Annotated in this window: 26 protein-coding genes and 1 pseudogene; 21 read left to right on the top strand and 6 right to left on the bottom strand. The window is 69.2% G+C overall.

Going from position 1 to position 26,831, the window contains the following annotated elements:
- On the bottom strand, nucleotides 1-335 hold a 335-nt coding region (locus ACWDU4_RS14295), incomplete at its 3' end, for a DUF222 domain-containing protein (RefSeq protein WP_450114564.1).
- A 189-nt stretch (nucleotides 336-524) separates the two neighbouring features.
- Here ACWDU4_RS14295 and ACWDU4_RS14290 point away from each other — a divergent pair.
- The 9 genes and pseudogenes from ACWDU4_RS14290 to ACWDU4_RS14250 all read left to right on the top strand — a co-directional run.
- Nucleotides 525-674: pseudogene (locus tag ACWDU4_RS14290) on the top strand (NAD(P)H-quinone oxidoreductase); the annotation flags it as partial.
- Between the two features lie 386 nt (nucleotides 675-1,060).
- Nucleotides 1,061-1,762 carry a mycofactocin biosynthesis peptidyl-dipeptidase MftE gene (mftE, locus tag ACWDU4_RS14285; RefSeq protein ID WP_450114563.1) on the top strand — a complete coding sequence of 234 codons (702 nt, stop codon included), beginning with the start codon at nucleotides 1,061-1,063 and terminating at the stop codon, nucleotides 1,760-1,762.
- 25 nt (nucleotides 1,763-1,787) lie between these two features.
- Entirely contained in the window at nucleotides 1,788-3,182 is a 1,395-nt protein-coding gene (gene mftF / locus ACWDU4_RS14280) for a mycofactocin biosynthesis glycosyltransferase MftF (protein WP_450114562.1), read from the top strand.
- 26 nt (nucleotides 3,183-3,208) lie between these two features.
- Nucleotides 3,209-4,651 (top strand): mycofactocin dehydrogenase MftG, encoded by a 1,443-nt coding sequence (mftG, locus tag ACWDU4_RS14275; RefSeq protein ID WP_450114561.1) that lies wholly within the window; start codon nucleotides 3,209-3,211, stop codon nucleotides 4,649-4,651.
- A 96-nt stretch (nucleotides 4,652-4,747) separates the two neighbouring features.
- Complete coding sequence (locus tag ACWDU4_RS14270) at nucleotides 4,748-6,055, top strand: transcriptional regulator (protein WP_450114560.1); 1,308 nt, start codon at nucleotides 4,748-4,750, stop codon at nucleotides 6,053-6,055.
- Between the two features lie 98 nt (nucleotides 6,056-6,153).
- Nucleotides 6,154-7,677 carry an aldehyde dehydrogenase gene (gene adh / locus ACWDU4_RS14265; RefSeq protein WP_450114559.1) on the top strand — a complete coding sequence of 508 codons (1,524 nt, stop codon included), beginning with the start codon at nucleotides 6,154-6,156 and terminating at the stop codon, nucleotides 7,675-7,677.
- Nucleotides 7,678-7,813: 136 nt separating this feature from the next.
- A complete protein-coding gene (gene adhP, locus ACWDU4_RS14260) occupies nucleotides 7,814-8,839 on the top strand; it encodes an alcohol dehydrogenase AdhP (RefSeq protein WP_450114558.1) in 1,026 nt (341 codons plus the stop codon).
- Nucleotides 8,840-8,869: 30 nt separating this feature from the next.
- Nucleotides 8,870-9,409 carry a DUF779 domain-containing protein gene (locus ACWDU4_RS14255; protein WP_450114557.1) on the top strand — a complete coding sequence of 180 codons (540 nt, stop codon included), beginning with the start codon at nucleotides 8,870-8,872 and terminating at the stop codon, nucleotides 9,407-9,409.
- A gap of 150 nt (nucleotides 9,410-9,559) precedes the next feature.
- Nucleotides 9,560-11,029: a glycoside hydrolase family 5 protein gene (locus ACWDU4_RS14250; protein WP_450114556.1), complete on the top strand. Its 1,470-nt coding sequence runs from the start codon at nucleotides 9,560-9,562 to the stop codon at nucleotides 11,027-11,029.
- Between the two features lie 165 nt (nucleotides 11,030-11,194).
- On the opposite strand, the gene ACWDU4_RS14245 is transcribed toward ACWDU4_RS14250, so the two are convergent.
- The 3 genes from ACWDU4_RS14245 to ACWDU4_RS14235 all read right to left on the bottom strand — a co-directional run bounded on the left by ACWDU4_RS14245 (nucleotide 11,195) and on the right by ACWDU4_RS14235 (nucleotide 14,147).
- Nucleotides 11,195-12,550 (bottom strand): MFS transporter, encoded by a 1,356-nt coding sequence (locus ACWDU4_RS14245; RefSeq protein WP_450114555.1) that lies wholly within the window; start codon nucleotides 12,548-12,550, stop codon nucleotides 11,195-11,197.
- Nucleotides 12,551-12,609: 59 nt separating this feature from the next.
- On the bottom strand, nucleotides 12,610-13,002 hold the full coding sequence (locus ACWDU4_RS14240) for a carboxymuconolactone decarboxylase family protein (protein ID WP_450114554.1): 393 nt from the start codon (nucleotides 13,000-13,002) through the stop codon (nucleotides 12,610-12,612).
- 98 nt (nucleotides 13,003-13,100) lie between these two features.
- Entirely contained in the window at nucleotides 13,101-14,147 is a 1,047-nt protein-coding gene (locus ACWDU4_RS14235; RefSeq protein WP_450114553.1) for an AraC family transcriptional regulator ligand-binding domain-containing protein, read from the bottom strand.
- Nucleotides 14,148-14,382: 235 nt separating this feature from the next.
- Here ACWDU4_RS14235 and ACWDU4_RS14230 point away from each other — a divergent pair, with 235 nt between their 5' ends.
- The 7 genes from ACWDU4_RS14230 to ACWDU4_RS14200 all read left to right on the top strand — a co-directional run bounded on the left by ACWDU4_RS14230 (nucleotide 14,383) and on the right by ACWDU4_RS14200 (nucleotide 21,156).
- Nucleotides 14,383-15,357, top strand: coding sequence for a quinone oxidoreductase family protein (locus tag ACWDU4_RS14230; RefSeq protein ID WP_450114552.1), 975 nt, complete (start codon nucleotides 14,383-14,385; stop codon nucleotides 15,355-15,357).
- Nucleotides 15,358-15,438: 81 nt separating this feature from the next.
- On the top strand, nucleotides 15,439-16,287 hold the full coding sequence (locus tag ACWDU4_RS14225) for a TauD/TfdA dioxygenase family protein (protein WP_450114570.1): 849 nt from the start codon (nucleotides 15,439-15,441) through the stop codon (nucleotides 16,285-16,287).
- Nucleotides 16,288-16,331: 44 nt separating this feature from the next.
- A complete protein-coding gene (locus tag ACWDU4_RS14220) occupies nucleotides 16,332-17,384 on the top strand; it encodes a 3-keto-5-aminohexanoate cleavage protein (protein ID WP_450114551.1) in 1,053 nt (350 codons plus the stop codon).
- A 131-nt stretch (nucleotides 17,385-17,515) separates the two neighbouring features.
- The gene (locus tag ACWDU4_RS14215; protein ID WP_450114550.1) at nucleotides 17,516-18,100 is read left to right on the top strand and encodes an RBBP9/YdeN family alpha/beta hydrolase; all 585 of its coding nucleotides are present in this window, start codon (nucleotides 17,516-17,518) and stop codon (nucleotides 18,098-18,100) included.
- The gene (locus ACWDU4_RS14210) at nucleotides 18,097-18,858 is read left to right on the top strand and encodes a CoA transferase subunit A (protein WP_450114549.1); all 762 of its coding nucleotides are present in this window, start codon (nucleotides 18,097-18,099) and stop codon (nucleotides 18,856-18,858) included. The genes ACWDU4_RS14215 and ACWDU4_RS14210 overlap by 4 nt, the downstream gene beginning before the upstream one ends.
- Nucleotides 18,855-19,544, top strand: coding sequence for a 3-oxoacid CoA-transferase subunit B (locus tag ACWDU4_RS14205; RefSeq protein WP_450114548.1), 690 nt, complete (start codon nucleotides 18,855-18,857; stop codon nucleotides 19,542-19,544). Before ACWDU4_RS14210 ends, ACWDU4_RS14205 begins: the two co-directional genes overlap by 4 nt.
- A gap of 7 nt (nucleotides 19,545-19,551) precedes the next feature.
- Nucleotides 19,552-21,156 carry a long-chain-fatty-acid--CoA ligase gene (locus ACWDU4_RS14200; protein ID WP_450114547.1) on the top strand — a complete coding sequence of 535 codons (1,605 nt, stop codon included), beginning with the start codon at nucleotides 19,552-19,554 and terminating at the stop codon, nucleotides 21,154-21,156.
- On the opposite strand, the gene ACWDU4_RS14195 is transcribed toward ACWDU4_RS14200, so the two are convergent.
- A complete protein-coding gene (locus tag ACWDU4_RS14195; protein WP_450114546.1) occupies nucleotides 21,128-22,027 on the bottom strand; it encodes a LysR family transcriptional regulator in 900 nt (299 codons plus the stop codon). The two genes, ACWDU4_RS14200 and ACWDU4_RS14195, sit on opposite strands and share 29 nt — an antisense overlap.
- A gap of 102 nt (nucleotides 22,028-22,129) precedes the next feature.
- Between ACWDU4_RS14195 and ACWDU4_RS14190 the strand changes: the two genes are divergently transcribed.
- The 3 genes from ACWDU4_RS14190 to ACWDU4_RS14180 all read left to right on the top strand — a co-directional run bounded on the left by ACWDU4_RS14190 (nucleotide 22,130) and on the right by ACWDU4_RS14180 (nucleotide 24,692).
- Entirely contained in the window at nucleotides 22,130-23,188 is a 1,059-nt protein-coding gene (locus ACWDU4_RS14190; RefSeq protein ID WP_450114545.1) for a YeiH family protein, read from the top strand.
- 41 nt (nucleotides 23,189-23,229) lie between these two features.
- Complete coding sequence (locus ACWDU4_RS14185) at nucleotides 23,230-24,108, top strand: alpha/beta fold hydrolase (protein WP_450114544.1); 879 nt, start codon at nucleotides 23,230-23,232, stop codon at nucleotides 24,106-24,108.
- Between the two features lie 89 nt (nucleotides 24,109-24,197).
- A complete protein-coding gene (locus tag ACWDU4_RS14180; RefSeq protein ID WP_450114543.1) occupies nucleotides 24,198-24,692 on the top strand; it encodes a hypothetical protein in 495 nt (164 codons plus the stop codon).
- Between the two features lie 68 nt (nucleotides 24,693-24,760).
- Here ACWDU4_RS14180 and ACWDU4_RS14175 read toward each other — a convergent pair whose 3' ends face one another.
- On the bottom strand, nucleotides 24,761-25,345 hold the full coding sequence (locus ACWDU4_RS14175; RefSeq protein ID WP_450114542.1) for a TetR/AcrR family transcriptional regulator: 585 nt from the start codon (nucleotides 25,343-25,345) through the stop codon (nucleotides 24,761-24,763).
- Nucleotides 25,346-25,464: 119 nt separating this feature from the next.
- Here ACWDU4_RS14175 and ACWDU4_RS14170 point away from each other — a divergent pair, with 119 nt between their 5' ends.
- Together ACWDU4_RS14170 and ACWDU4_RS14165 are read left to right on the top strand one after the other, a co-directional pair.
- Entirely contained in the window at nucleotides 25,465-26,220 is a 756-nt protein-coding gene (locus ACWDU4_RS14170) for an SDR family NAD(P)-dependent oxidoreductase (protein WP_450114541.1), read from the top strand.
- 265 nt (nucleotides 26,221-26,485) lie between these two features.
- Nucleotides 26,486-26,740: a hypothetical protein gene (locus tag ACWDU4_RS14165; RefSeq protein WP_450114569.1), complete on the top strand. Its 255-nt coding sequence runs from the start codon at nucleotides 26,486-26,488 to the stop codon at nucleotides 26,738-26,740.
- Nucleotides 26,741-26,831 lie beyond the last annotated feature (91 nt).

The raw sequence follows: 26,831 nt of genomic DNA, 5'->3' as shown, positions 1-26,831 counted from the left end.
TGCGCGGTGACCGGCAGAACCGCATCCATCGGGTCGCCGCCGATTGTGTGCCAGGTGCCGACCTTGTTCGCGCCCTTGACTCGTCGGGCGGCGTCGGCGCCGGAGATACGCAGGGTTTGGGTGAGGAATTCGCTCACGGATCGGCAGTGCAGGTTTCCAGGGATCGACCGCTCCACCGTCTCGACGATCAGCCGGTGTCCGACCGCGGAGGCCTTCCGCAGCGTCACTTCAATCCGCTGCAGCGTGTCGATGACCTCACTGTCGGTGAGTCCGGTCAGCGGGTCGGTGAGCAGGCCGTCGATGGCGGCGGCGAGTGCTGTCAGGTGTTCGTCCATCTGCTCGTCACCCCCCGTGATTCGAACTGATGTTCTAACGATAGTGGAAAGCGGCACTCCGCACCAGGCTTTCCGTGAAGCGAGGGCGGTTGGGGGTGACGTGGTGTTCGTGGGCGTCGGGCGTCCTTGGGATCGTTGGGCGGGCGTCCCTCTCGCCGCGGCATATCTGTTCAAGGAACCCCGCAGCGCGGCGCCGACCTGATCCTCGACGACATGGGCGCCAAGTACCTGGACCGCAACGTCGACGCGCTCGCCAAGGACGGACAGTTCTGTCTTATCGGCATGCGGGGCGACGCGGTCGGGGAACTCAACCTGGGCAAGCTGATCGCCAAGCGGGGTGACGGTCGTGAGGTTGCGCCACAACTGTTCTGCGACTTACCGATAGAGCCGCGGCATGTCGACGCGAATCTGGCTTCCCTGCATGTGGAGCGGCGTCGTGTTCGAACCGACGGGTCCCAGCGTGCTGTAAGTAAGCCAGGCTCTCCCGCCGCCTGATTCCAACGAACCGCGCCGCATCAACTTCGGATTCGTCGAGTAGTCACGCGTGAAACGGTGACGGCCGACGCCTCCCTCGCCGACCCGTACCGAGATCACAGCACCGGGTGTTCGAACGATTGCGGGGTTGACAGCACATGCACAGGAACCTTTGGGTGCCCGGATTCGGGTTGGTTGCCGGGCCCGCTGCCGTGCCGGTGTCGATGGAGGCAGGTTCTACGATTTCGGGCATGACTGCCGTCCCTCCGTCCACCTCCCTCGCCGTGGCAACGTGGCAGGATGTCGCCGCTCGTCCGCCGTCCATCGCGGTGCCTGTCGGGTCGCTCGAGCAGCACGGCCCACACCTGCCTCTCGACACCGACACGCGCATCGCGACCGCGGTGGCCGCGGCGCTGCCGGGATTCGACCTCGCGCCCGCGATCGCGTACGGCGCCAGCGGAGAGCACGAGGGATTCGCCGGAACCGTGTCCCTCGGTAGTGAGGCGTTGCGGAATCTGGTCGTCGAGTACGGCCGTTCGGCGTGTCGCTGGACCCCTCGCCTGCTGTTCGTCAACGGGCACGGAGGGAACGCGCCCGCCCTCGCGGACGCAGTGGCCCTTCTGCGGTACGAGGGCCGGGACGTGGCCTGGCTGCCGTGTGCCGTACCGAGCGCCGACGCCCATGCCGGGCACACCGAAACAGCGCTGTTGCTGCACCTTTCGCCGGAAGTGGTGCGCACGGACAGGATCGAGGCAGGCGATCTGCGGCCCATCGCGGAACTGATGCCCGACCTCCGGGCCGGGGGTGTCGCGGCGGTCAGCGCGAACGGGGTGCTCGGCGACCCGACCGCCGCCGACGCGGAGGAGGGGGCCCGACTGTTCGACCGGATGTGCGAGCTCGCGACCGCGGCGGTGAGTCGGTGGCAGCCGGATGTCCGCGGGATGTTGCGGTGAGGCCAGATCCGAATACGATCGCCTGATGCGTCAAGCTCGACTGCCCGACGGATTCGGGGTGCGACTCGATCCGACGGTGCGCGCCTTCTCCGACGGACGAGTTCTGATCGGGGGATCGCCGACCCGGATGCTCAAACTCGCGCCGACCGCCGCCGCGATGATCGGGGACGGCTACCTGAAGGTGGTCGACCAGCAGTCCGCTGCGGTCGCCCGGCACCTGCTCGACTCCGGTGTGGCGAACCCGCGCCCGATGAGCTCGCCGCCCAGTCACGACGTCACCGTCGTCGTCCCGGTCAAGGACAACATGGTCGGGCTCAACCGGCTGCTCCCGGCGCTGCACGGCCTGACCGTCATCGTCGTCGACGACGGGTCGGCCGAGCCGATCACCCCGCCTCCCGTCCGGGGCCGCGGCGAGGTCCGGGTGCTCCGGCACCCGGAATCGCGTGGACCTGCCGCCGCTCGCAACACCGGGATGGAGGCCGCGACAACCGAGTTCGTCGCGTTCCTCGATTCGGACGTCGTGCCGCGGACCGGCTGGCTCGATGCGATGCTCGGGCACTTCAGCGACCCCGCCGTCGCGATGGTCGCGCCACGGATCGTCGCCCTCGAACCGAACGGGGGAGCGCTCGCCCGATACGAGCACGCCCGGTCCTCGCTGGACCTCGGTCGCAAGGAGGCGCCGGTGCGGGCGGGCAGTGCGGTGTCGTACGTGCCGAGTGCGGCGATGCTGGTGCGGCGCCGGGCTCTCGACGAGTGCGGTGGCTTCGACGAGGCCATGCATGTCGCCGAGGACGTCGACCTGTGCTGGCGGCTGCACGAGGCGGGCTGGCGGTTGCGGTACGAGCCCATCTCGCACGTCGCGCACGACCATCGGGTGTCGTTCCGGAAATGGTTCGGCCGCAAGATGTTCTACGGAACGGGTGCGGCGCCGCTGGCGTCCCGGCATCGCGGGCTGGTGCCGCCCCTGGCCATGTCGTGGTGGACGCTCGCCGCCTGGCTGCTCGCCGCCACCGGAACCCGCATCGGGGTGGTCGGGGCCCTCGCCACCCAGGTGGTGACGGTGCGTCGGCTGCGCCGTACGTTCGGTGAACTCGACCAGCCGACTCGGATCGCCACCGTTCTCGCGATTCAGGGCATGGCCGGCGGGGCCTGGCAACTCGCGTCCGCGGTGTGCCGGCACTACTGGCCGGTGACGGTGCTCGCCGCGATCTGCTCACGGCGTGTGCGCAGGGCGGTGGTTGCGATCGCGGTGGCCGAGGGCGTGGCGGACTGGTGGACCCACCGTGAACCGGGCGGGCTCGGTCCGGTGCGGCACGTCGTCTACAAGCGGCTCGACGACCTCGCCTACGGGGCGGGCCTGTGGCGGGGAGCGATCACGCACCGCAGCCTCGCCGCCCTGACTCCACGCCTGACCCGGTGACACCGGGGCCGGTTCCGGGTGCCGATGTGATCGTGGTCGGAGCCGGTTCCGCCGGCTGCGTCGTGGCCGCCCGGTTGAGCGAGAATCTCGACCGGACCGTGACGCTGGTCGAGGCGGGGGCGGTCGCAGGCCCGCCCGGGCCGCTCGGGGTGCTGCCGGTCGGGCCGGACAGCGATGTCGTCTGGCGGTACCCGGCGCAGCTGCGCGACCGGATCGGCGAACCGCTCACCACCCTCGCGCGGGGTCGGGTGCTGGGCGGGTCCGGCGCCGTCAACGGCGGCTACTTCCTCCGCGGCACCGCCGCAGACTTCGATCGCTGGCCGTCGTCGTGGTCGTACGAGCGGGTGCTGCCCTACTTTCGCAGGCTCGAGTCGGACCCGTTCGGGGACCGCCGCTGGCACGGTGACCACGGCCCGATCCCCGTCGTCCGCACCGCTCCCGGCGATCTGCATCCGGTCAGCGCGGCGTTCCTCGAGGGTGCCACCCGGGCCGGCTTCGGGTACCGCGCGGACCTCAACGAACCGGACGCCGCAGGCGTCGGGCCGGTGCCGTTGAACGCGCGCGACGGCCGGCGGGTGAGCACTGCAACGGCCTATCTGTCGCCGCACCTGGGCCGGCCGAACCTGCGGGTGCTCACCGGGGCGTCGGCCCGCAGGGTGCTGCTGTCGGGCGTGCGGGCGGCGGGCGTCGAGGTCGAAGCGGCGGGTCGCCTGGAGGTGCTGCGGGGCGACACCGTGGTGGTGTGCGCGGGTGCCGTCGGTACACCACACCTGCTGATGCACTCCGGAATCGGCCCCGCGCAGCATCTTTCGGACATCGGGGTGCCGGTGTCCGTCGACCGGCCGGGTGTCGGTCAGGGGTTCGAGGACCATCCGGAGGTGACGGTCGGCTACCGGCCGGTGACGGCACTGCCGCACCGACCCGACCAGGCGATCCTGGAGGTGGTTCTCGAAGCGGAGGACGTCGAGCTGCGTCCCTACACCGCGCCGTTCGGCCGCTCGATTCCCGGCGTGGACGACCCGCTCGGCCGGATCGGGGTGGCGCTGATGCGGCCGCGCAGCCGCGGAGAGATCGTGCTGCGGTCCGCCGAGCCCGCGGACCCGCCGCTCGTGCGGTACCGCTACCTGAGCGACGGCGCCGATCGCCGCGCGCTGCGTGCCGGGCTGGACCTGGCCCGGGACCTGGTGGCCGGTCCGCCCTTCGCCGAGCTGACGGCTCCGCCCGCGCGCGGAGCCCTCACGCTCGAGGACCTCGGCACGTCGATGCACCTGTCGGGCAGCTGCGCGATGGGCTCCCCGGACGATCCCCACGCGGTCGTGGACGAGCGATGCCGGGTGATCGGGGTGGAGGGGCTGTGGCTGGGCGACGGCTCGGTGATGCCGTCGCTGCCGTCACGGGGGCCGCACGCGACCACCGTCATGATCGGGGAGCGGGTCGCGGAGTTCGTCGCCGCCGTCCTGGACGGCTGACCAGTACTTCTGTCGTCGCCGGTCGGGGCCGACACGCAACCGGGGTCGTGTGACTGGCGTTACAGTGGGGGTACCAGCCTCGACGGAGGGACTTCCTTGAGCACCACCGCGCGCAGCAACCCCTGGGTGGCCGTTCGACCGGGCGACGACGTCGCGCAGCTCGCCCGCACCGTGTCCTCCGCGCACCGCTCCTTCATGGCGGGTGCGGCCCCGCAGACGGACGATCCCGAGGACGAACCGCTGGTGCGGCCGGTGGTGTTCGATTCCTGGCTGCGCAGCCGCAATCGTGGTGTGAACCCCGAGACCGTCGGCGAGGGCGGCGATCTCGACGGAGTCGAACTCGAGAGTTACCGTGCCGCCCACCCGATGGCACTGGTTCGGCCGGTCGTGCGCAGGCTGCTGGTCGACGACGCCGCCGACACCGGACTGCTCGTGGCGATCAGCGACGCCGACGGCCGGCTGCTGTGGGTCGAGGGGGACTCGGCGGCGAAGGACCGCGCTGTCGCGATGCACTTCGTGGAGGGCGCCGACTGGAGTGAGGACCGCGTCGGCACCAACGCCCCGGGCACCGCGCTCGCGGTCGACCAGTGCGTGCAGATCTTCGGGGCCGAGCATTTCAGCGCCGCCGTGCACGACTGGAGTTGTTCGGCGGCCCCCGTGCACGACCCGATGAGCGGGCAGATCCTCGGGGCCATCGACATCACGGGCGGTCACCGGGTCGCCGAGCCGCAGGTGCTCGCGTTGGTGCGGGCGACGGTCGCGGCCGCGGAGGCCGAGTTGCGGTTGCACCTGCTGAACTCGCCGCGGCTGCTCGGCACCGCGGTGCCTCGGCTGGCGGTACTCGGGTCGGAGCGGCCCACCCTGGTCCGGGACGGCGAGCGGATCCCGCTCTCGCGTCGGCACGCCGAGATCCTGCTGCTGCTCGCCGACCGCCCCGAGGGCCTGTCGGGCGATCAGCTGGCGATCCTGCTCGACGAGTCCGAACTCGACGCCGTCACCATCCGCGCCGAGATGTCCCGGCTCCGCAAGGTGTTCGGCGCGGATGGCCTCGGGTCGCGGCCGTACCGGCTGCTGACGGACCTGGGTACCGACGTCGGTGACGTGCGGCGCGCACTCGAACGCGGAGACGCGGCCGCGGCACTGGCGGCCTACCGCGGCCCGGTGCTCCCCGGGTCGGTTGCGCCGGGGGTCGACGAGATTCGCGAACAGCTGCGGGTCCGCATGCAGGCGGCGCTGCTTCGGGCCTGCGACCAGTCCCTCCTCGCACGCTGGACCGCCACGGCCGACGGTCGCGAGGATTCGACGGCGTGGGCGGCGTATCTCTCGTCCATCGACCCGAAGTCTCCGATGTACGACCAGGTCAGAGCGCGTATCGCGATCCTCGACGAGCAGTTGGGCCGATGACGGCTGTGTGCGCAACGTAGTTGCAACCCCCGCCCTCGTAGTGTCCTGGATCACAGCAACGACCTCACGCAGCAGTGACGGATACCAGAGGAGTTTCGATGACCGTGTACGCCCGCCCGGGTTCGCCCGACGCGCTCATGTCCTTCCAGTCCCGCTACGAGAACTACATCGGCGGGCAGTGGGTTCCTCCGGTCAAGGGGCAGTACTTCGAGAACACCACGCCGGTCACCGGCCAGCCGTTCTGTGAGATCGCGCGCGGCACCGCCGAGGACATCGAGCTCGCGCTCGACGCCGCCCACGCCGCCGCCCCGGCCTGGGGCAAGACCTCCGTCGCCGAGCGCGCGGTGATCCTCAACAAGATCGCCGACCGCATCGAGGAGAACCTCGAGTCGATCGCCCTCGCCGAGTCCTGGGACAACGGCAAGCCGATCCGCGAGACCCTCAACGCGGACATCCCGCTCGCCGTCGACCACTTCCGCTACTTCGCGGGAGCCATTCGCGCGCAGGAGGGTTCGCTGTCGGAGATCAACTCCGACACCGTCGCTTACCACTTCCACGAGCCGCTCGGCGTCGTCGGACAGATCATCCCGTGGAACTTCCCGATCCTGATGGCCGTGTGGAAGCTCGCCCCCGCGCTGGCTGCAGGCAACGCGGTGGTCCTCAAGCCGGCCGAGCAGACCCCGGCGTCGATCCTGTACCTGTTCAGCATCATCGGCGACCTGCTGCCGCCGGGTGTGGTCAACATCGTCAACGGCTTCGGCACCGAGGCGGGCAAGCCGCTCGCGTCCAGCCCGCGGATCAAGAAGATCGCCTTCACCGGTGAGACGACCACCGGCCGGCTGATCATGCAGTACGCGTCGCAGAACCTGATCCCGGTCACCCTCGAACTCGGCGGCAAGAGCCCGAACATCTTCTTCTCGGACGTCCTCGCCGCGAACGACGACTACCAGGACAAGGCCCTCGAGGGGTTCACGATGTTCGCGCTGAACCAGGGCGAGGTGTGCACCTGCCCGTCCCGGTCGCTGATCCAGGAGGACATCTTCGACGAGTTCCTGGCGATGGCCGCGATCCGTACCAAGGCGGTCCGGCAGGGCGACCCGCTCGACACCGACACGATGATCGGCGCGCAGGCGTCCAACGACCAGTTCGAGAAGATCCTGTCGTACATCGAGATCGGCAAGTCGGAGGGTGCGAAGCTGATCACCGGCGGTGAGCGTGCCGACCTCGGCGGCGACCTGGCCGGTGGCTACTACATCCAGCCGACGGTCTTCACCGGCAACAACAAGATGCGGATCTTCCAGGAGGAGATCTTCGGACCGGTGGTGTCGGTGACCTCCTTCAAGGACTACGACGAGGCCATCTCGATCGCCAACGACACCCTCTACGGTCTCGGTGCCGGTGTGTGGTCCCGGGACGGCGGAGTCGCCTACCGCGCGGGCCGTGACATCCAGGCGGGCCGGGTGTGGACGAACACGTATCACCAGTACCCGGCGCACGCCGCGTTCGGTGGTTACAAGCAGTCCGGCATCGGCCGCGAGAACCACCACATGATGCTCGATCACTACCAGCAGACCAAGAACCTGCTGGTGAGCTACGCCCCCAAGGCGCAGGGCTTCTTCTGATCCCCTCGGTCAGAAGAGTGCGCGGCGCCCGCCGATCCACCCCCTCGTCGGCGGGCGCCGCGTTTTCCACACCTCCACGAATTCGGTTGAATCCCCAGTCATCGAACCCAGTCACACGTTCCGGACGGAGACCACGATGGTCGACACGATGAAGGCAGCGGTTGTTCACGAGTTCGGCAAGCCCCTGGTCGTCGAAGAGCTTCCGATACCGCGACCCGGACCGAACCAGGCGCTGGTCAAAGTCGAGACCAGTGGGGTGTGTCACACCGATCTGCACGCGGCAGAAGGGGATTGGCCGGTCAAGCCGAGCCCCCCGTTCGTGCCGGGACACGAGGGCGTGGGAACCGTCGTCGAGCTTGGTGACGGGGTCACCGAACTTGCGGTCGGGCAGCGGGTCGGCAACGCCTGGCTGTGGTCGGCGTGCATGGAGTGCCGGTACTGCCGCACCGGCTGGGAGACGTTGTGCGAGAAGCAGGTCAACGGCGGCTACTCGGTGAACGGCTCCTTCGCCGAGTACATGCTGGTCGACTCTCGCTTCGCGGCCCGCATCCCGGACGGGGCGGATCTGGTCGAGGTGGCGCCCGTGCTGTGCGCCGGGGTCACCGTCTACAAGGGCATCAAGGTCGCCGACGTGGTGCCGGGGGAGTGGATCACGATCTCCGGCATCGGCGGCCTCGGTCACGTCGCCGTCCAGTACGCGACGGCGATGGGACTCCGCGTCGCCGCGGTCGACGTCTCCGACGACAAACTCGACCTCGCGCGCAGCTTCGGCGCGGAGGTGTTGGTCAACGCGGCGAAGGATGATCCGGTCGCGAAGATACAGGAGGCCACCGGTGGCACCGACGGTGTGCTGGTGACCGCCGTGCACCCGAAGGCGTTCGGTCAGGCCATCGGCATGGCCCGCCGCGGCGGCACCATCGCGTTCAACGGCCTGCCGCCGGGTGACTTCCCGGCCCCGATCTTCGACACCGTGCTCAAGGGACTGACGATTCGCGGGTCGATCGTGGGTACCCGGCAGGACATGGTCGAGGCGCTGGACTTCTACTCCCGGGGCAAGATCCGCCCGACGGTGCACACTCGACGGCTCGACGAGATCAACGACGTCTTCGACGAACTGCGGGCCGGCACCGTCGACGGCCGCGTCGTCCTCGACTTCAGGTGAACGGGAACAACGGGTGAGAGGGGGCCGTCGGTGAGCGATGGGTTGTCGGTGGGAGCGGTGCCGCGGATCGTCGCGACGGTGGCGGCGGCCGACCTGCTGCGCAGGCTCGCGCCGATCCACGGTGCGCTGATGATGCACCAGTCCGGCGGATGCTGCGACGGCTCCGCCCCGATGTGCTACCCCGCAGGGGAGTTCATCGTCGGTGACCGTGACGTCCTGGTCGGGGTGCTGGACCTGCGTCTGGGTGTCGGGCAGCTCCCCACCGATCTTCCCTCCGGTGTCGACGCGGTGCCGGTGTGGATCTCGGGGCCTCAGTTCGAGCTGTGGAAGCACACCCAGCTGGTGATCGACGCCGTTCCCGGTCGCGGTTCCGGCTTCAGTCTCGAATCGCCCGAGGGCCTGCGGTTTCTCAGCCGCGGTAGAGCATTCGCCGACGACGAGGTCGTCGTGCTGGAAACCGACGAGCCGATCACCGGCGAGCAGTGGGAGGCGGGTCGGCGGCCGCTCCCGCCGTCGGTGCCGCAGATCGTCGCGGAGGCGGCGGACGCCTGCCCAGTCCCTCGGCGCTAGCAGCGTCCGGGGAGGTGGCCGAACCCGCCGCAGGGCACCGAACGACACGACCCGGCGGGATTCTCTCTCGTCTTTTCGGGACAGTGGCCTGGGTCACGAGTCCGACCTGTACAGTCCAATGAACTGGACGGTTGTACAGGAAGGATCTTCGTGCGCGCGCTACTGATCGCTGCACTCACGGCATTGACTCTCGGTGCGGCGCCGCTGGGCGGCGTCCCGCTCGCCGACGCGGCGCCGGCGGTGAACGGCTGGACGCTGCCGCAACTGACGGTCGAGGGGCGAGTGATCAAGGACGTCGAGGGGCGGACGGTGCTGCTCCGCGGGGTGAACGTCAACCAGCTCAACGACTACGCCGACAACGGCACCGGGCTGCCCACCGTGATGCCGCTGGAGCGAAACGATTTCGCGCGAATGGCCGCGATGGGATTCAACGTGGTCCGGCTCAATGTTGCGTGGTCGGCGCTCGAACCCACACCGGGGGCGTTCGACGAGGCGTACGTGGACCGGATCCGCACGGCGGTGCGGGACGCGAAGGATCACGGCCTCTACACGGTGCTCGACATGCATCAGGATGCGTGGGGCAAATCGGTCGGCACACCGGCAACCGAACAGTGCCCGCCACTGACGAAGCCCGGGATCGGGTGGGACGGCGCGCCCGCGTGGGCGACCCTCACGGACGGGTGGACCACGTGCACGGTCGGTGGGGTCCGTGAGGTCTCGCCTGCGGTCGCCCGGGCGTTCCAGGCGTTCTACGACGACGAACAGGGCGTGCAGAGCCACCTCGTCGCGACCTGGGCCCGCCTTGCGGCGGAGTTCAGGAGCGAGCCCGCCGTCGTCGGGTACGACCTGCTGAACGAGCCCAATCCCGGTCTGCGTGACCCCGTCACCGCTGCCGACCAGATCGGGCGCTTCTACCAGCGTGCGATCGACGCCATCCGGCGGGCGGAGGCCGGAGGATTCGCGCACCTGGTCATCTTCGAACCCAGCGCCGTTTGGTCCGGATTCGGACTCGACGCGCTGCCGCCCCGGCAGTACCTGACGGATCCGCTCGTCGTGTTCTCGCCGCACCTGTACAGCCAGTCGATCACCGTCAGCAGCGAATTCCCCACCGTCGAAGAGGGATTCAGAATCGCGTCGGACGCGGCCGCCAACTACGACGCGCCGCTGTGGACGGGCGAGTGGGGCTGGTGGGGCGACGACGCGGCGGCCGACACCGACCGTTTCCTGGATGCGATGGACCGCTTCCGGATCGGGGGTGCGTGGTGGTCGTGGACGCAGGCGTGCGGCGATCCGCATGCCGTTCGGGACGGCAACACCGGCACGCCGCAGGAGAACCTCAATCGTGTCGACTGTCCCTCCGGGACCCCGCTCGGGCCGATCGAGGATGTCGCGACCGCACTGTCGCGTTCGTACCCGCGTGCGGCTCCCGGTGAGTTGACCGAGGTGACGCGGGGCGGCTTCGCCGGCACGGGGTCCGGTCGCCTCGAGGCCTGGTACCCGGGTGTGGAGCGGCCCGACCTGCGCACCGTGAACCTGTCCGATGTCGCCCTCGATCGGGTGGACGGGGGATGGCGGCTGACGGCGCACGCGGAGGGTGACTACTCGGCGACGCTCGACTAGGGCATGTCGACCGGTACGACCCCGTCAGCTGTCGGGTCGTATTCGAACGCGCGCACCGGCACCACCCGCGCCCTGGGGCGGTTGGGCGTTCGTGCCGACGACGCAAACCCCTCGCCCGTCGACTCGACGGGCGAGGGTTTGCGATCCCGCGGGGAGGTCGGGCGCTCAGGCTGTCCGGGCGCTCAGCGCGGTGAGCTTGCGCAGTCCCGCCGGGTAGAGGCGCCTGCCTGCGAACAGGGCCACGATCGCGGCCAGGTAGCAGAGCGGCGCGAGCTGCAGCGCCTCGAGCAGTCCGAGCCGGTCGGCGAGAATGCCGATCACGAAGGGGCCCAGCGCCAGTCCCAGAACGTTGTTGGCGACGGTCAGCGTGCCGAGCGCGGACGACCGAACCGACGGGTGGGTGAGGCCGGCCACCATCGCGGCGGTGGGGCCCGAGCTTCCGGCTGAGAAGAAACAGCCGATACCGATCAGAACCAGTTGCGGCGCACCGGGTCCCATACGGAACCCGATCCCGAGTGCGACCAGCGAGATCACGCAGAAGGCGATGGCGCTGCTCCAGCGCCGCGCCGGGTCGCTCCGGCCGACGCGGTCGGTGATCATCCCGCACACGATCATGCCGATGGCGATCAGCAACACGAACACCGAGGCGATCGCGCCTGCCTTGTCGGGGGCCATGTCGTAGTACCGGTTGAAGAAGCTGGGCGCCCAGGCGAGCATGACCGCGGCGGTGAACATCTGTAGCCCGCCGCCCAGGTACGCGCACCACACGGCGGGGTTCGTGAACAGGCTCGACACCGGAACCCGGATGGCAGGGCCCCCCGGCGCGGTCGCCTCCGGAGTCTCGTCGGCAGCGTGCTCGGCGAGTCGCCCTTCGGTCACCACCGCCCGGAACGCCGCGACCAGGATGAGTCCGAGGACCGCCATCGCGGCGAACGACCAGCGCCAGCCCAGGTGCACCGCGATGACACCACCGAGTGAGACCCCGACGACCGAGCCGAAGGAGCCGCCCGCCATGAACGCGCCGCTCAGTGAGGCGTGGACGCGGGGCGCGAAGACGGAGAGGACCACCGCGATCCCGACACTTCCATAGGCGGCCTCGCCGACACCCACCAGGAAGCGGGCGGCGAGCATCTGCTCGTAGTTGGATGCGATTGCGCACAGCAGCGTCGCGATGCTCCACAGCGTGGCCATCAGGACGAGGGACTTCACTCGCCCCCACCTGTCGGCCAGCAGGGACAGCGGGAAGGTGAGCAGGCCGACCATCAGCGCGACCACACTGGTCAGCGATGCGAGCTGGGAATCGGTCAGTGCCCATTCCGTTTTCAGGAACGGGAAGACCGCACTGAGAACCTGGCGGGACATGTAGTCGGACAGCAGCAGTCCGAACGCGAGAGCGAACACGAGCCAGGGGTAGAGCGTCGACCGGCGCCGGGGCCCGCGCGCGGTCACCTCCGTCCCTGTGGTGGTGGTCCCGGTGGTCTGTCCGGACGGTTGATCGATCGTGGTGGGCGGCAGTCCCATGGATGCTCCTTGGAGGGCGACTGGACGGGAGGTGCTGGTGGGGTGTCTCCGGAGGCGGGTCAGGACGCCGCGCGGCGCGACTCGAACGCCTCGAGTTCCTCCTCGAGAATCGGCACGCCGAGATTGCAGGCGTGGATTCCCAGGACGCTCACCATTTCCAGAACCGTGAGAATCTCCTCGCGGGACACTCCGAGTTCGAGTGCGGCCCGGATGTGCCGCCGGACGCCGGGGGCATACAGGTGGGTGGCGGCGGCATCGATCGCGATGCTGAGGAGTTCGACGAACTCGGGTGTGAAGACCCCGCGTCGTACCGGGGTGGCGTTCATCGCCATGAACTGCTCGGTCCATTCCGGGTCCCAGCGGGACAGGGTGTCCCACAGGGGATTCCAGCTACCGTTTCGTCGCATCAGGTCGATGGTCGGCGTTCGGGCCGGTTCGGGATTCGTGGTCATGCAGCACTCGTTTCACGCAGGGGGTGAATGGGGCGACGCTGACAGCGGCCCCGCCGAAAGTGGCGTGCATCACGTTATCCCGGCCGTGAACCGGATAGTTACCCCTCCGGGACGTCATTCTGTGCATTTCGGGACACGCCCTGTCCCGCCGCCCGTTTGCGCCACTCGCGCGGGCTCATGCCGAACTGCTGGTGGAACCACCGGGAGAAGCTGCTCGGCGTCGAGAAGGCGAGCATCTCGGAGATCTCGGTGAACGAGTAGCGGCTGCCGGTGACCATGCGGTTCGCGAGCTCGGCGCGGGTCGAGTCGAGGACCGCGGTGAACGTCAGGCCGGACTTGGCCAGGTGCCGATGGACGGTGCGGCGGTCGACGCCGAGGCTGCGCGCCACCTGGTCGATCGAGCACCGGCCCGTCGGGAGCAGGAGCTCGACGAGTTCGCGCACGCGGGAGGTGATCGTGGGCTCCTCGGGAACGGACAGGGTGTCGAGGAACTGTCGGGCGTAGGAACGCAGCAGTGGATCGGACAGCCTGTTCGGTTCGTCCAGATCTGCGGTGTAGGTGACGATTCCGGAGTAGGCGGCGTCGAAGACCAGCGGGGCTCCGAACACCTGGCGATGAGTGGTGTCGTCCGCAGGTCGGGGGTGTTCGAAACGCACGGACACCGGGTGCCATCGCTCACCCAGCAGGTGTGCGAGCAACTGGTGCATCGCGGTGACCGCCAGTTCGACGGACTGCCGCACCGCGATCGGCTCGCCGGGATCGACGTTGATCTGGATCGTTGCCAGTCCGTCGCGTTCCGAGAGACGGATGTGCAGTGACTCGTTGTACATGTGCTGGTACCTGATCAGCAGGCGGACCGCGCTGCGGGCATCCGGTTCCTCGCGCAGGCTGACGCTGAGGGGTCCGAGGGTGGACAGTCGCCGGCGCTCCGCAAGTTTGAGGGCGAAGTCCTGGCGGCCGGACTCCGCGGCCGACAGTTCGAGCAGTCGCACCACCGCCGACGCCGGCACCCACCGATCCTGCAGGTCGAGCCCGGCGGGGTCGAGGTTGACGCTGCGCAGCAGTCGGCCCGGGTCGAGCGACAGTGAGCGGGCCAGCTCGATGTACCCGGTCAACGACGCGTACCGAGCGAGAGGTTTGGTCACGACATCACCTTGTTTGGTCACGACAACACCTGTTTGGTCATGACATCACCTGTCCCGAAACGACAACAAGTATGTCCCCTGAGGATAAGTGTGATGGGGGTCGCTTGGCTAGTGTCGTGTCATCGGGGTCACAACCAACCCAGCTGTAAATCGAAACGTGTTGTGGCTCAGCGGAAGACCCGCTCAGGTCTGTGGGCGGGCCCGCGACGGACGACCGAGAATCCAGGAGAACCCAATGGCGCACGCGATCCGCTTCCACGAAACCGGTGGTCCGGAAGTCCTGAAATGGGAGTCGGTGGAGGTCGGCGACCCGGGACGCGGCGAGGTCCGGGTCCGGCACGAGGCGGTCGGACTGAACTTCGCCGACACCTACTTCCGGACGGGCCTGTACCCGGCACCCCTGCCCGCAGGAATGGGCGTCGAGGCGGCCGGCGTCGTCGAGGCGGTCGGTGCCGGTGTCACCGGGTTCCGGGAGGGAGACCGGGTCACCTACACCGGCAGCCCGCTGGGCGCGTACAGCACCGAGCGCGTGATGCCGGCCGAGCATCTCATCGCGCTTCCCACCGGAATTGCGCTCGAGACCGCGGCAGCCATGACCATGCGGGGTTTGACCGCGTCGTACCTGCTGCGCCGGATCCACCCGCTGAAGGCCGGGGACACGGTACTGCTGCACGCCGCGGCGGGCGGGGTGGGCCTGATCTTCTGCCAGTGGGCGAAACTCCTGGGCGTCAACGTGATCGGGACGGTGTCGACCGACGAGAAGGCCGCCGTGGCGCGCGCCCACGGATGCAGCGAGGTCATCGTCTACACACGGGAGAACGTGGCGGAGCGGGTCCGCGAGCTCACCGGCGGGAAGGGAGTGCCGGTGGTCTACGACAGCATCGGCGCGTCGACGTTCCAGTCGTCGCTGGACTCGCTCGCCCGCCGGGGTCTGCTGGTCGCCTTCGGGACCGCATCCGGCCCGATCCCGCCGATCGACGCCATGCAGCTCGCGGTGAAGGGATCGCTGTTCGTGACCCGGCCGGCGCTGGCCGACTACATCGCCGACCCGGCCGAGCGCGCCGAGCTCGCCGGCGAACTGTTCGACCACGTCGCGGCGGGGCGCATCGCGATCGAGATCAACCAGCGTTACCCGCTCGAGGAGGCCGAGCAGGCCCATCGAGACCTGGAATCGGGCATCAGCGTCGGATCGTCCGTCTTCGCGCTCTGACCCACCCCACCACAGGAGACAGTCATGACCACAACCGTCGACCTCGGGGCCGCCCGTATCGGTGCGGGTGCACGAGCCCCGATGGATGTCCGGCCGCTGACGTGCAGCATCGGCGCCGAGCTCCGCGACGTCGACCTCGCCGAGGTCACGCGCGACGACGCGCTCTTCAGGGAACTGAAGTCGTTGCTGCTCGAGCACAAGGTGCTGTTTTTCCGGGATCAGGACATGAGCCGCGCCGAGCACGTCGCGTTGGCGGAGCGCTTCGGGGCGCTCGAGGACCACCCGGTGGTCGGCAGCGACCCCGAGTACCCCGGTCTGGTCCGGATCTACAAGGATCTCGACAGTCCGCGCGAGGCGTTCGAGAACGCCTACCACTGCGACGCGACGTGGCGCGAGAACCCTCCGATGGGGTGCGTGCTCCGGTGCGTCGAGGGCCCGGAAGTCGGCGGCGACACCATCTGGGTGAACATGGCGCTGGCCTATGAGCGGCTTCCCGAACGCGTCAAGGAGCGGATCGCGGGCCTGCGGGCCCGGCACAGCATCGAGGCGTCGTTCGGTGCGCGTCTTCCGCTCGAGAAACGCCTCGAGCTCAAGGAACGATTCCCCGACGCGGAGCACCCTGTGGTCCGTACGCACCCGGACACCGGCGAGAAGATCCTGTTCGTCAACAGTTTCACCACCCACCTGACGAACTTCCACACCGCGGAGAACGTCCGCTGCGGCATCGACTACGCCCCCGGCGCCGGCGAGCTACTGCGCTACCTGCAGAGCCAGGCGACCATCCCGGAATACCAGGTGCGGTGGCGCTGGACGAAGAACAGCGTGGCGATCTGGGACAACCGGTCCACGCAGCACTACGCCGTCCAGGACTACTGGCCCGCGGTCCGAAAGATGGAACGCGCAGGCATCGTCGGCGACCGACCCTTCTGAACAACAACCTTCACCCCATCCTTGTCGAGAAACGGAGTCACCCAATGCATTTCCACGACGATGCGCTGTTCCCGGAGAATCAGGAGAAGCTGGTCATCACGTGTGCGCCGTACGGCCCGGAGTGGGAGCCGGACGACTTCCGCGAAGATCTGCCGCTGACGATGGAGGAGCACGTCCAGAAGGCGGTGGACTGCTACGAGGCGGGCGCGACGGTGCTGCACATCCACGTGCGGGAGCTGGACGGCAAGGGCTCGAAGCGGCTGTCGAAGTTCAACGAGTTGCTCGCCGGGCTGCGGGAGGCGGTGCCGGACATGATCCTGCAGGTCGGTGGGTCGATCTCGTTCGCGCCGGAGGGTGAGGGCGCGGATGCGAAGTGGCTGTCGGACGACACGCGGCACATGCTGGCCGAGCTGGACCCGAAGCCGGATCAGGTGACGATCGCGATCAACACCAGCCAGATGAACATCATGGAGCTGATGACCGCGGACGACATCGCGGGCACGTCGATGGAGCGTCCGGAACTGGCAGCGGCGTACCGGGAGATGACGGTGCCGGCCGGCCCCGAATGGGTCGAAGAGCACCTGCGGCGGCTGCAGGCGGCTGGGATCCAGCCGCACTTCCAGCTCTCGTCGATTCCGCAGCTCGAGACGGTCGAGCGGTTGATTCGCCGCGGTGTCTACACCGGCCCGCTGAACCTGACCTGGGTGGGCATCGGTGGTGGCTTCGACGGCCCGAACCCGTACAACATCATGAACTTCATTCAGCGGGTGCCGGACGGGGCCTGCCTGACCCTCGAGACCCTGATGCGGTCGGTGCTGCCGGTCAACGCGATGGCGATCGCGATGGGCCTGCACACCCGGTGCGGCAACGAGGACACCATCTGGGGCCGCAAGGGGGAGAAGTTCACCTCGGTACAGCAGGTCCAGCAGTTGGTGCGGGTGGCGAACGAGCTCGGCCGCGAGGTCGCGACCGGCAAGGAAGCCCGCGACATCTACCGGATCGGCACCACCTACGCCGACGCCGACGAGACCCTGGCCCGGCTCGGGTACGCGCCCAACCGCAGGCCCGGCCAGGTCGGCTTCACCCACCACGCCTGATTCGAGGGGCGACCGGTGCGGGGGTGCGGCGCTCGGTGCGCCGGGCCCCCGCCCGTGTCGGAAGTACCGCCGTCTCGGAAGCGCCGCAGCAGTGCTTCGCAGACTCTGTACCACAACAGCTTTGGAGAACGATGAACAGCACCGCCGACCCGACCGTGGTGATCGTGCCAGGCCTGCGCGACCACGTCGAAGACCACTGGCAGACCCGGCTCGCCGAGAGGCTCGACCGGGTGCGCACGGTACCGCCGCTCGAACACGACAGGCTGAGCCTGAAGGCACGGGTGGCGGCGCTCGACGCGGTGCTCGCCGAGATCGACGGCCCCGTCGTCCTCGTGGCCCACAGCGCCGGGGTCATGATCACCGTGCACTGGGCCCAACGGACGCCCCGGCCGATCCGCGGTGCCCTGCTCGCCACCCCGGCGGACCTGGAGCAGCCGCTGCCTGCGGGCTATCCCACGACCGCGGAACTCGAAGCGAACGGGTGGCTGCCCATTCCCCGGCGCCGCCTGCCGTTCCCGAGCATCGTCGCGGCCAGCGACAACGACCCGCTCGCGAACCATCGACGGGTCGCGGGCATGGCGGAGACCTGGGGGAGCCGCCTCGTCGACCTCGGGGCCGTCGGGCACCTCAATCCAGCCTCCGGATACGGGTACTGGCCGTTGGCCGAGGAACTCGTCCGGGAGCTGGCCGGGCTGCCGGAGGAGGTCGCGCCGTGACCCGGGTGTTCGTCTCCGCGGCCGACGCGGTCGCCGACATTCCCAGTGGGGCCTCGCTCGCGGTCGGCGGATTCGGCTTGTGTGGCATCCCGGACGCGCTGATCGCGGGGATCGCAGCAGGCTCGGCGACCGATCTCGAGGTGGTCTCCAACAACTGTGGCACCGACTCGCACGGGCTCGGGATCCTGCTCGGCGACAAGCGGATCGCGCGGGTGATCGCCTCGTACGTCGGCGAGAACAAGGAGTTCGCGCGCCAGTACCTCGCCGGGGAACTCGAGGTGGAGTTGTCCCCCCAGGGCACCCTCGCCGAGCGGCTCCGCGCGGGCGGCGCCGGGATCCCGGCCTTCTTCACGCCCGCCGGCGTCGGCACCCTGGTGTCGGAGGGCGGTCTGCCGTGGCGGTACGCACCCGACGGCTCGGTCGCGGTGGCCTCCCCTCCGAAGGAGACCCGCGAGTACGCAGGCAGGCGGTACGTGCTCGAGGAGGCGGTCACCACGGACTACGCGCTGGTGCACGCGGCGATCGGGGACACCGACGGGAATCTGGTGTTCCACGCGGCCGCACGGAACTTCAACCCTCTCGCCGCGATGGCCGGACGGGTGTGCATCGCGCAGGTCGAGACATTGGTGGAACCCGGCGTTCTGGAGCCGGGACTGGTGCAGCTGCCGGGGATCTTCGTCGACCGCGTCGTGTGCACGGGCAAGCAGGACAAGCAGATCGAGAAGCGAACCGTGGCAGCGAAGGGAGCTCCCGCATGACTGCGACACTCACCGAGGTGGCGGGGTGGACCCGCGCGGAGATGGCGGCCCGGGCCGCCGCCGAACTGTCGGACGGGGACTACGTCAACCTCGGAATCGGCCTGCCGACGCTGATTCCCAACCACCTTCCGGTCGGCCTCGACGTGACCCTGCACAGCGAGAACGGGATCCTCGGCACCGGACCGTACCCGGACGAGGACGGTGTCGACGCGGACCTGATCAACGCCGGCAAGGAGACCGTCACGGTCAACCCTGGCGCCTCGTTCTTCGACTCCTCGCTCTCGTTCGGGATGATCCGGGGCGGGCACATCGACGTCGCGGTCCTCGGTGGCATGCAGGTCTCCGAGTCGGGTGATCTGGCGAATTGGATGGTGCCCGGAAGGATGGTCAAGGGCATGGGCGGGGCGATGGACCTCGTCCACGGGGCCCGGAAGGTCATCGTGCTGATGGAGCACACGGACAGGTCCGGTGCGCCCAAGATCGTGCGGACGTGCACCCTCCCTCTCACCGGGCAGGGTGTCGTGCAGCGGATCATCACCAACCTCGCGGTCGTCGACGTCACCGCGTCCGGCCTGGTGCTGCGCGAGTGCGCGCCCGGGGTGTCCGAGGAGGACGTGCGCGCCGCCACCGATGCCCCGCTGGCCACACCCCTCGACACCGCAGCCGCCCGAGACACCTGGAAGTGAGCTCCCCGTGCTGAATCTCTCCCTCCTGCTGGAGGACTCCGCCCGCCGCTACCCGGACCGGGACGCCCTCGTCCTCGGGGACCTGCGTATGACCTACGCAGAGCTCGACGCCCGCTCGAATCAGGTTGCCAACCTGTTGATCTCGAGGGGCGTGGAGCCCGGTGACCGCGTGGCGATGTCGTTCCCGAACGTACCCGAGTTCCCGATCGTCTACTTCGGGATCCTCAAGGCCGGGGCCGTCGTCGTCCCGCTGAACATCATGCTCAAAGGACGCGAGATCGCCTACCACCTGGAGGACTCCGGTGCCCGGGCCTACTTCTGCTCCGAGGGCACCGCCGACCTGCCGATCGGGGAGTTCGGCCGCGCCGGATTCGAGGACGCGCCGCAGTGCGGTGACCTGTTCCTCGCCACCACCGACCCGGGTGCCGTGGCGTCGGGTCACGGCGTCACATCCCTTCGTGCCGCGCTTGCGGACCGGTCCGAGGAGTTCGGCTCGGCGGTGCGCGGGCCGGACGACACCGCGGTGATCCTCTACACCAGCGGTACGACCGGAAAGCCCAAGGGAGCCGAGCTGACCCACGCCAACATGGTGATGAACGCCGTGACCGCGAACCGGCTGTTCGACAGCAACCCGATCCGCCACGACACGTCCCTCGTCACGCTGCCGCTGTTCCACTCCTTCGGACAGACCGTCGTCATGAACGCGGGCCTGTCGGTCGGGGCCACCCTGGTGCTGCTGCCCAGGTTCGAGGCGACGGCAGCCCTGCGGCTCATGGTGGACGAGGGCATCACCGTGTTCGCGGGGGTACCCACCATGTACTGGGCGTTGCTCGGTGCCCTCGACACGATCGACACGACCGGCACCGCCGGGGCGAACACGACCGGTACGTCGGGGGTTGACGTCGCCCGGATCGCCCGCACCATCCGTCGGGCGATCTCGGGCGGGGCGGCGATGCCAGTGGAGATCCTCAACCGGTTCTCCGAGCGTTTCGGGGTGCAGATCCTGGAGGGCTACGGCCTCTCCGAGACCTCGCCCCTGGCCCTCTTCAGCGACCCCGAGCGGGACCCGCGTCCGGGGTCCATCGGGGTGCCGGTGTGGGGTGTCGAGGCCCGGCTGGTGGACGACGAGTGGAACACGATTGCGGAGTCGGGCCGGGTCGGGGAGATCGCCCTGCGCGGGCACAACGTCATGAAGGGGTATCTGGGTCGGCCCGACGCGACCGCCGAGGTGATGCGGGACGGCTGGTTCCGCACCGGTGACCTCGCCCGCTGCGACCACGACGGCTTCTACTACATCGTCGATCGCGCGAAGGACCTCATCGTTCGCGGTGGATTCAACGTCTATCCGCGGGAGGTCGAGGAAGTCCTGATGACCCACGAGGCGGTCTCCCTCGCGGCGGTGATCGGCGTTCCGCACGAGAGCCACGGCGAGGAGGTGAAGGCGTACGTCATCCTCGAGTCGACGGCCCGGATCGGCGAGGCCGAGCTGATCGCGTGGTGCCGGGACCGGATGGCGGGATACAAGTACCCCCGATCCATCGAGTTCACCACCGTCCTTCCGATGACGGCAACCGGCAAGATCCTCAAACGCGAACTCGTCGCACAAGTCTGACCAGGTCGCCCGCGGGGCCCTCGAGTTGGCGCGGTGGCCGCCACACGGCGCGGAGGGTGCGGTCGAGGTGGAGGTCCTCCACCTCGACCACCTTCAGCTCGCCGGACTCGACCTGGGCGGACACCGCGAGGGTGCTCATCACCGCAGGCCCGACCCCGCTGAGCACACTGGTTCTGATGGCAGCAGCGCTTCCGAGTTCGAGAAGCGGTGCTGCCCTGTCGTATTCGTGCAGAGCGAGGTCGAGGGTGGTTCGGGTTCCGGATCCGGGCTCACGGACGACGAGTGGGGTCGCCGCGAGCTCGGCAACCGACAGCGGGCGCCTGCGGCGGGTCCACGGGTGGCGCGGGTCGACCACGACAACCAGGCGGTCGCGCGCGACGGCCACGCTGTGCAGTGCGCGGGGTACCGTCGGGGACTCGACGAACCCCACATCGCACGCGCCCGTGGAGACGTCGTCGAAGACCTGCGTCGAATTGCGCACCTGCAGGTGGATCGTGACGTTCGGATCCATCCGCCGGAACTGACCGAGCCAGGCGGGCATCAGGTGCTCGGCCACCGTCATGCTCGCGCTGACGGTCAGTTCCGCGGCGCGCTTCTCCCGCATGCCCGCGGCGACGTCGAGTAGTTGCCGGGCATCGTCGAGCACCTTTCTGGACCAGTGGGCGATCACCGTGCCCTCGGGTGTCAGCGTCGAGCCCGTGGGCTTTCGCTGCAACAGCGGTGTTCCGACCTGTGCTTCGAGACGTTTGATCGACCGGCTCGCGTTCGGCTGGGCGATTCCGGCGATTCGGGCTGCGGCGCTGAGGCTTCCGTGGTCGTCCACGCCGACGATCAATTCGAGGACGCCGAGATCCGGCCAGCCACTGAACATGCGAACAGCATATGTCATCGCGTCCATGCATATCAGTTCGATATGTGGCAATGGCAAGATGGCGGCTACCGCGGAGGAGCGTGGTGCAGCAGTGTTTTCGGTATGTCCAGTGATGTTCGAGAAGTTGCGCAGTCGAGTGCCGATTCCCGGTCGAATTCGTCCGGTGGTCCGGTCCGGACGCGGGCGGCGGGCGTCGCAGCGGGCGTCGCGCTGTGCGCGGTGGGGGCCGCGTTCGCGATGGGGATCGGCCGCCTGGTCCCGGCGGTCAACCCGATGCTGATCGCGATCGTGACGGGCGCCGTGGTGGCGAACCTCGTCACGGTGCCCGGCTGGATCCGGCCGGGCCTGGACTTCTCGGCCAAACGGCTCCTGCGGGTCGGCGTCGCGCTGCTCGGACTGCAGCTGATGTTCAGCGACGTCGTCGGTCTCGGCTGGGGGGTGATCGCCGTCGTGGTGGCGATTGTCGTGCTCGGCATCGTGGGAACGATGTACGCGGGCAAGCTGCTCGGCCTGACGTGGACGCAGCGCATCCTCATCGCGTGCGGATTCTCGATCTGCGGGGCGGCCGCCGTCGCCGCCGCAGACGGTGTCGTCGATGCCAAGGAGGAGGAGCTGCTCACCGCTGTGGCGTTGGTCGTCGTCTTCGGGACGTTGATGATCCCGGCCGTCCCGCTCCTCGCCCACATCCTCGGACTGACCGACCGGCAGGCGGGGATGTGGGCCGGCGGCTCGATCCACGAGGTCGCGCAGGTGGTGGCGGCCGGTGGCGTGATCGGCGGCGGCGCGCTTGCGGTGGCGACGGTGGTCAAGCTCGCCCGGGTGCTGATGCTGGCCCCCGTGATGGCCTACCTCGGCGCCCGGCAGAGGCGGCTGGCCAAGAATGGCGTTGCGGAATGCAAGCAGCCCCCGCTGGTCCCCGTCTTCGTCATCGGCTTCCTCGCATGTGTGGCACTGCGCTCGAGTGGTCTGTTGCCGCAGGTTCTCGTCGACCAGGCCAAGCTGGCGCAGACCGCGCTGCTGACCACCGCGATGTTCGCCCTCGGTCTCGGTGTCCGGGTGAGCCTGCTCCGTTCGGTCGGCCCCCGGCCGTTCGTACTGGCCGCAGTGTCCACGGTGTGGGTGGCCTCCATCGCACTGGCGGGTACCTGGCTGGTGGCCTGAATCCCGGCGTGGTCGCCGGAACCGCATCTAGGGTGACGGGCGTGAACGTGAACCGCGAAACCGTCGAACTTCGGGGCGGCGCAGGCGTCATCGCCGCCGACCGCTGGACCCCTGCCACCGGAACCGCCGAGCGGGGAGCGGTGGTGATGCTGCACGGAGGCGGCCAGACCCGGCACTCGTGGGACCGGGCCGCGGCAGGGATCGCCGCCGACGGCTGGACCGTCCACACCCTCGACGCCCGTGGTCACGGCGAGAGCGACTGGGCACCGGACGGGGACTACCGGATCGGCGGTCTGGTCGCCGATCTGCGCGGAGTGGTCGATCAACTGGGGGAGCGGCCCGTCGTGTTCGGGGCGTCCCTCGGCGGAATGACCGGACTGATCACCGAGGGCGAGCACCCGGGCACCGTCCGCGCGCTCGTCCTCGTCGACATCACCCCCAAGGTCGAGCCGGAGGGTGTCAAGCGGATCACCGCCTTCATGACCAGCCGTCCCGACGGCTTCGCCGACCTCGACGAGGTCGCCGACGCCGTCGCCGCCTACCAGCCGCACCGCACCCGGCCGGCCAACGTCGAGGGGCTGCGCCGCAACCTCCGTGAACGTGAGGACGGGCGGCTCCACTGGCACTGGGACCCGGCGTTCACCGCCCAGCGCGCCGACGGCGAGACCCCGGTCGGCAGTCACGCCCGCATGGTCGCGGCGGCGCGGGCCGTCACGGTACCGACCCTGCTCGTGCACGGCGGCCGGTCCGACATCGTGAGCGAGGACGGCGTCGCCGAGCTGCTGGAACTGATCCCGCACGCGACGGCGGTCAACGTGTCGGAGGCCGGGCACATGGTCGCCGGTGACGACAACGCCGTGTTCGTCGCCGAGGCGGGCGGCTTCCTCGACGCCCTCCACTCCGGCCGTCACGTCGGGTAGCTGCTGCCCTCGTCGCCCCGCCGCGAGATGATGGACACCCATGCGGCCGCGAGCGCGGATCGCGACGGACACGAAGAGGAGAAACGCAGATGGCCTTCGCAGGCAATGTGGACGAGCTGGCTCTGCTGCAGTCGGTGCGGCTCAAGGGCGCGGTGACGCCCCCAGTGCTCGCCCTGCAGCTGGGGGTCGCGGAGTCCTCCGCGCAGGCCGCGCTCACCGCACTGGTGGAGATGGGCCGCGCCGTCGCCGACGAGAGCGGATCCGTTTCGCTCACCGCGGCGGGCATCGCCGAGCTCGACGATCAGCTGGACGCCGAGCGGGTCTCCATCGACGAGTTTCTCTTCGCCGAGGTCGTCGAGCGGTTCGAGCCCCTGGACGCCGAGTTCGCGGGTGTCGGTGGGGACGCGGACAAGCTGGCCGATCTGGACCGCCGCGCGGCCGATGTCTTCGACGACGTCTCGGCGTACGTGCCCCGGCTCGCGCGCTACCAGGAACTGCTCGCCGACACCGTCGCCGACCCCGACGCCTACGCGGTGGTGTGGTCCGAGCTGCGGCAGGAGATCCTCAGCGCTGCCGGTCGCTGACCCACGCGACGGCCGCGGCCCCCACACCGGACGGTGTGGGGGCCGCGGCCGTTCGGTGCCGAGAGGGATCAGGCCGGCCGGTGGAACCCGTCGACGAACACGGTCGTGATGTCCGCGGCCATCTTCTCCAGGGGCACCGCGTCGGACGGGACGTACCATTGCGAGGTCATCCACACTGCGTTGCGGATGAGCATCCGAAAGACCTCGGGATCGATGTCGTCGCGGAAGGTGCCCGCCTCCACGCCGGCGACGATCGTCTCGGACCAGATGCCCTCGATCTCGGCGCCCTCGTCGCCAAGGCCGGACTCGACCATCCGCTCCTGCATGTAGTCCGGCTCGTTCTGCCAGATCCGGGTGGCGTGCGGGTGGTTCCGGCCGGCCTCGAGCGCGGCGAGGACCAGCATGCGCAGCCGGGTCAGGGGATCCGGGTCGCCCGCCTGGACCGCGCCGAAGCGCTGTTCGAGATCCTGGAAGTACTCGCGGATGATCTCGACGACGATCGCTTCCTTCGACGGGAAGTAGTGATAGAGCGTCCCCGAGTACACGCCGACCGCGTCCGCGATCTGCCGGACCGTGGTTGAGGCAACGCCCTTCGCGGCGAAGACCTCCGCCGCGCGGTCGAGTATCTGGCGTTTGCGTTCCTGCGGGTCCATGAGCTGCACAGTATCGGGTGTCCGCTGAGCTGATCGAACGCTTGATCAACATTCGTGACCGGCCCCACACTTGCCGCCGCGATCCGGAACCGGCCGGATCCGCGGACGAGGAGGCATGTATGGGTGTGTTGACGGGGCGGGTGGCGCTGGTGACCGGTGCCGGACAGGGGATCGGGCGCGGGATCGCGTTGGCCCTGGCGTCCGAGGGTGCGGCGGTCGCGGTGGTCGGGCGGACCCCGGCGCCCCTGGAGGCCACGGTCGCCGAGATCAGGCGGCGCGGTGGCGACGCGGAGGTCTTCCGTTGTGATGTCACCGATCTGGACGCCATCCGGCGCACGGTCGCCGGGGTCGTCGACAGATTCGGCGGCCTGACGATTCTGGTCAACAACGCACAGACGGCGGCGCACGGCCGGCTGCTGGATCTGGACGAGGGTGTCTACGACGAGGCGGCGGCCTCCGGTCCGCTGGCGACGCTTCGGCTGATGCGCGAATGTCATCCACACCTGCGCGGCGGAGGGTCGGTGGTGAACCTGGCGTCGTCGGCGGGTGTCCGGTGGGACCCTTCGGGATTCGGTGGGTACGCGGCGGCCAAGGAGTCGATCCGAGTCTTCACCCGCACCGCGGCGTGCGAATGGGGCGGCGACGACATCCGCGTCAATGCGGTGCTGCCGCTGGCGGACACCCCGATGATGCGCGAGTGGAGTGAACTGGCTCCGCAGGAGTACCGGGCGTATCTGGAGACGGTGCCGTTGGGTCGGTTGGGCGACGCGGAACACGACATCGGGCCCGCGGTGGTGTTCCTGTGCAGTCCGGCCGCCCGATACGTGACCGGACATTCGCTGACGGTCGACGGTGGACAGGCGCTGATGCGCTGAACCAGCGAACTCACCGAACCGGCGGAAAAGAGTACAGCTCAACGGAACAACGATTCTTCGGCCGCCGCATCCCTCGTAGTGTCGCTCGAAACCGACGCAGCGGCGGGCCGTTCGCGACAGGACGGCCGGCCCGGTTCGGCTACACGGCGGCTGGGCCGCCTCGAATGCACGGCGGCTGGGCCGCCTCGAATGCACGGCGGCTGGGCCGCCTCGAATGCACGGCGGCTGGGCCGCCTCGAACACACCGAAGGGAAGGACCGTGGCAATGCAGGAGCTCGACTGCCGGACATGTGGGAATCCGGTGCTGGTGGAGACGTACAGCCCCACCCACACCAGCGTCCAGTGGCTCGAGGATGCGTCGGTGCGGTGCGCCGAGTTTCGCGCACTCGCACAGCAGGGTGTGAACACCGCGAGCGTGCCCTCCTGCGCCGCGCTCAAGGCCACGGTGGACGAGGCGGTCCGCAGCGGCCGCCTCGTGGAGTCGGGGCGCACCTACCCCGTTCCCGGCCGTCTGCGTTGAACGCGCTGTATCTCGCGCCGTAGGACCCTGTCGTGCCCCGGTGTCGTCAACCAACCAGGGACTTCCGGCACGACGACCGATCGACCGGTCG

The organism is Rhodococcus sp. NPDC003348 (assembly GCF_053589375.1).
This window is presented reverse-complemented; position numbering and strand designations above follow the sequence as displayed.

Bases quoted from the DNA above. Each gene is read 5' to 3' on its own strand.
- mftE (WP_450114563.1), top strand. From the start codon at position 1,061: ATGACTGCCGTCCCTCCGTCCACCTCCCTCGCCGTGGCAACGTGGCAG.
- mftF (WP_450114562.1), top strand. From the start codon at position 1,788: ATGCGTCAAGCTCGACTGCCCGACGGATTCGGGGTGCGACTCGATCCG.
- adh (WP_450114559.1), top strand. From the start codon at position 6,154: ATGACCGTGTACGCCCGCCCGGGTTCGCCCGACGCGCTCATGTCCTTC.
- adhP (WP_450114558.1), top strand. From the start codon at position 7,814: ATGGTCGACACGATGAAGGCAGCGGTTGTTCACGAGTTCGGCAAGCCC.
- ACWDU4_RS14245 (WP_450114555.1), bottom strand. From the start codon at position 12,550: ATGGGACTGCCGCCCACCACGATCGATCAACCGTCCGGACAGACCACC.
- ACWDU4_RS14240 (WP_450114554.1), bottom strand. From the start codon at position 13,002: ATGACCACGAATCCCGAACCGGCCCGAACGCCGACCATCGACCTGATG.
- ACWDU4_RS14230 (WP_450114552.1), top strand. From the start codon at position 14,383: ATGGCGCACGCGATCCGCTTCCACGAAACCGGTGGTCCGGAAGTCCTG.
- ACWDU4_RS14225 (WP_450114570.1), top strand. From the start codon at position 15,439: ATGGATGTCCGGCCGCTGACGTGCAGCATCGGCGCCGAGCTCCGCGAC.
- ACWDU4_RS14220 (WP_450114551.1), top strand. From the start codon at position 16,332: ATGCATTTCCACGACGATGCGCTGTTCCCGGAGAATCAGGAGAAGCTG.
- ACWDU4_RS14215 (WP_450114550.1), top strand. From the start codon at position 17,516: ATGAACAGCACCGCCGACCCGACCGTGGTGATCGTGCCAGGCCTGCGC.
- ACWDU4_RS14205 (WP_450114548.1), top strand. From the start codon at position 18,855: ATGACTGCGACACTCACCGAGGTGGCGGGGTGGACCCGCGCGGAGATG.
- ACWDU4_RS14195 (WP_450114546.1), bottom strand. From the start codon at position 22,027: ATGTTCAGTGGCTGGCCGGATCTCGGCGTCCTCGAATTGATCGTCGGC.
- ACWDU4_RS14190 (WP_450114545.1), top strand. From the start codon at position 22,130: ATGTCCAGTGATGTTCGAGAAGTTGCGCAGTCGAGTGCCGATTCCCGG.
- ACWDU4_RS14180 (WP_450114543.1), top strand. From the start codon at position 24,198: ATGGCCTTCGCAGGCAATGTGGACGAGCTGGCTCTGCTGCAGTCGGTG.
- ACWDU4_RS14175 (WP_450114542.1), bottom strand. From the start codon at position 25,345: ATGGACCCGCAGGAACGCAAACGCCAGATACTCGACCGCGCGGCGGAG.
- ACWDU4_RS14170 (WP_450114541.1), top strand. From the start codon at position 25,465: ATGGGTGTGTTGACGGGGCGGGTGGCGCTGGTGACCGGTGCCGGACAG.
- ACWDU4_RS14165 (WP_450114569.1), top strand. From the start codon at position 26,486: ATGCAGGAGCTCGACTGCCGGACATGTGGGAATCCGGTGCTGGTGGAG.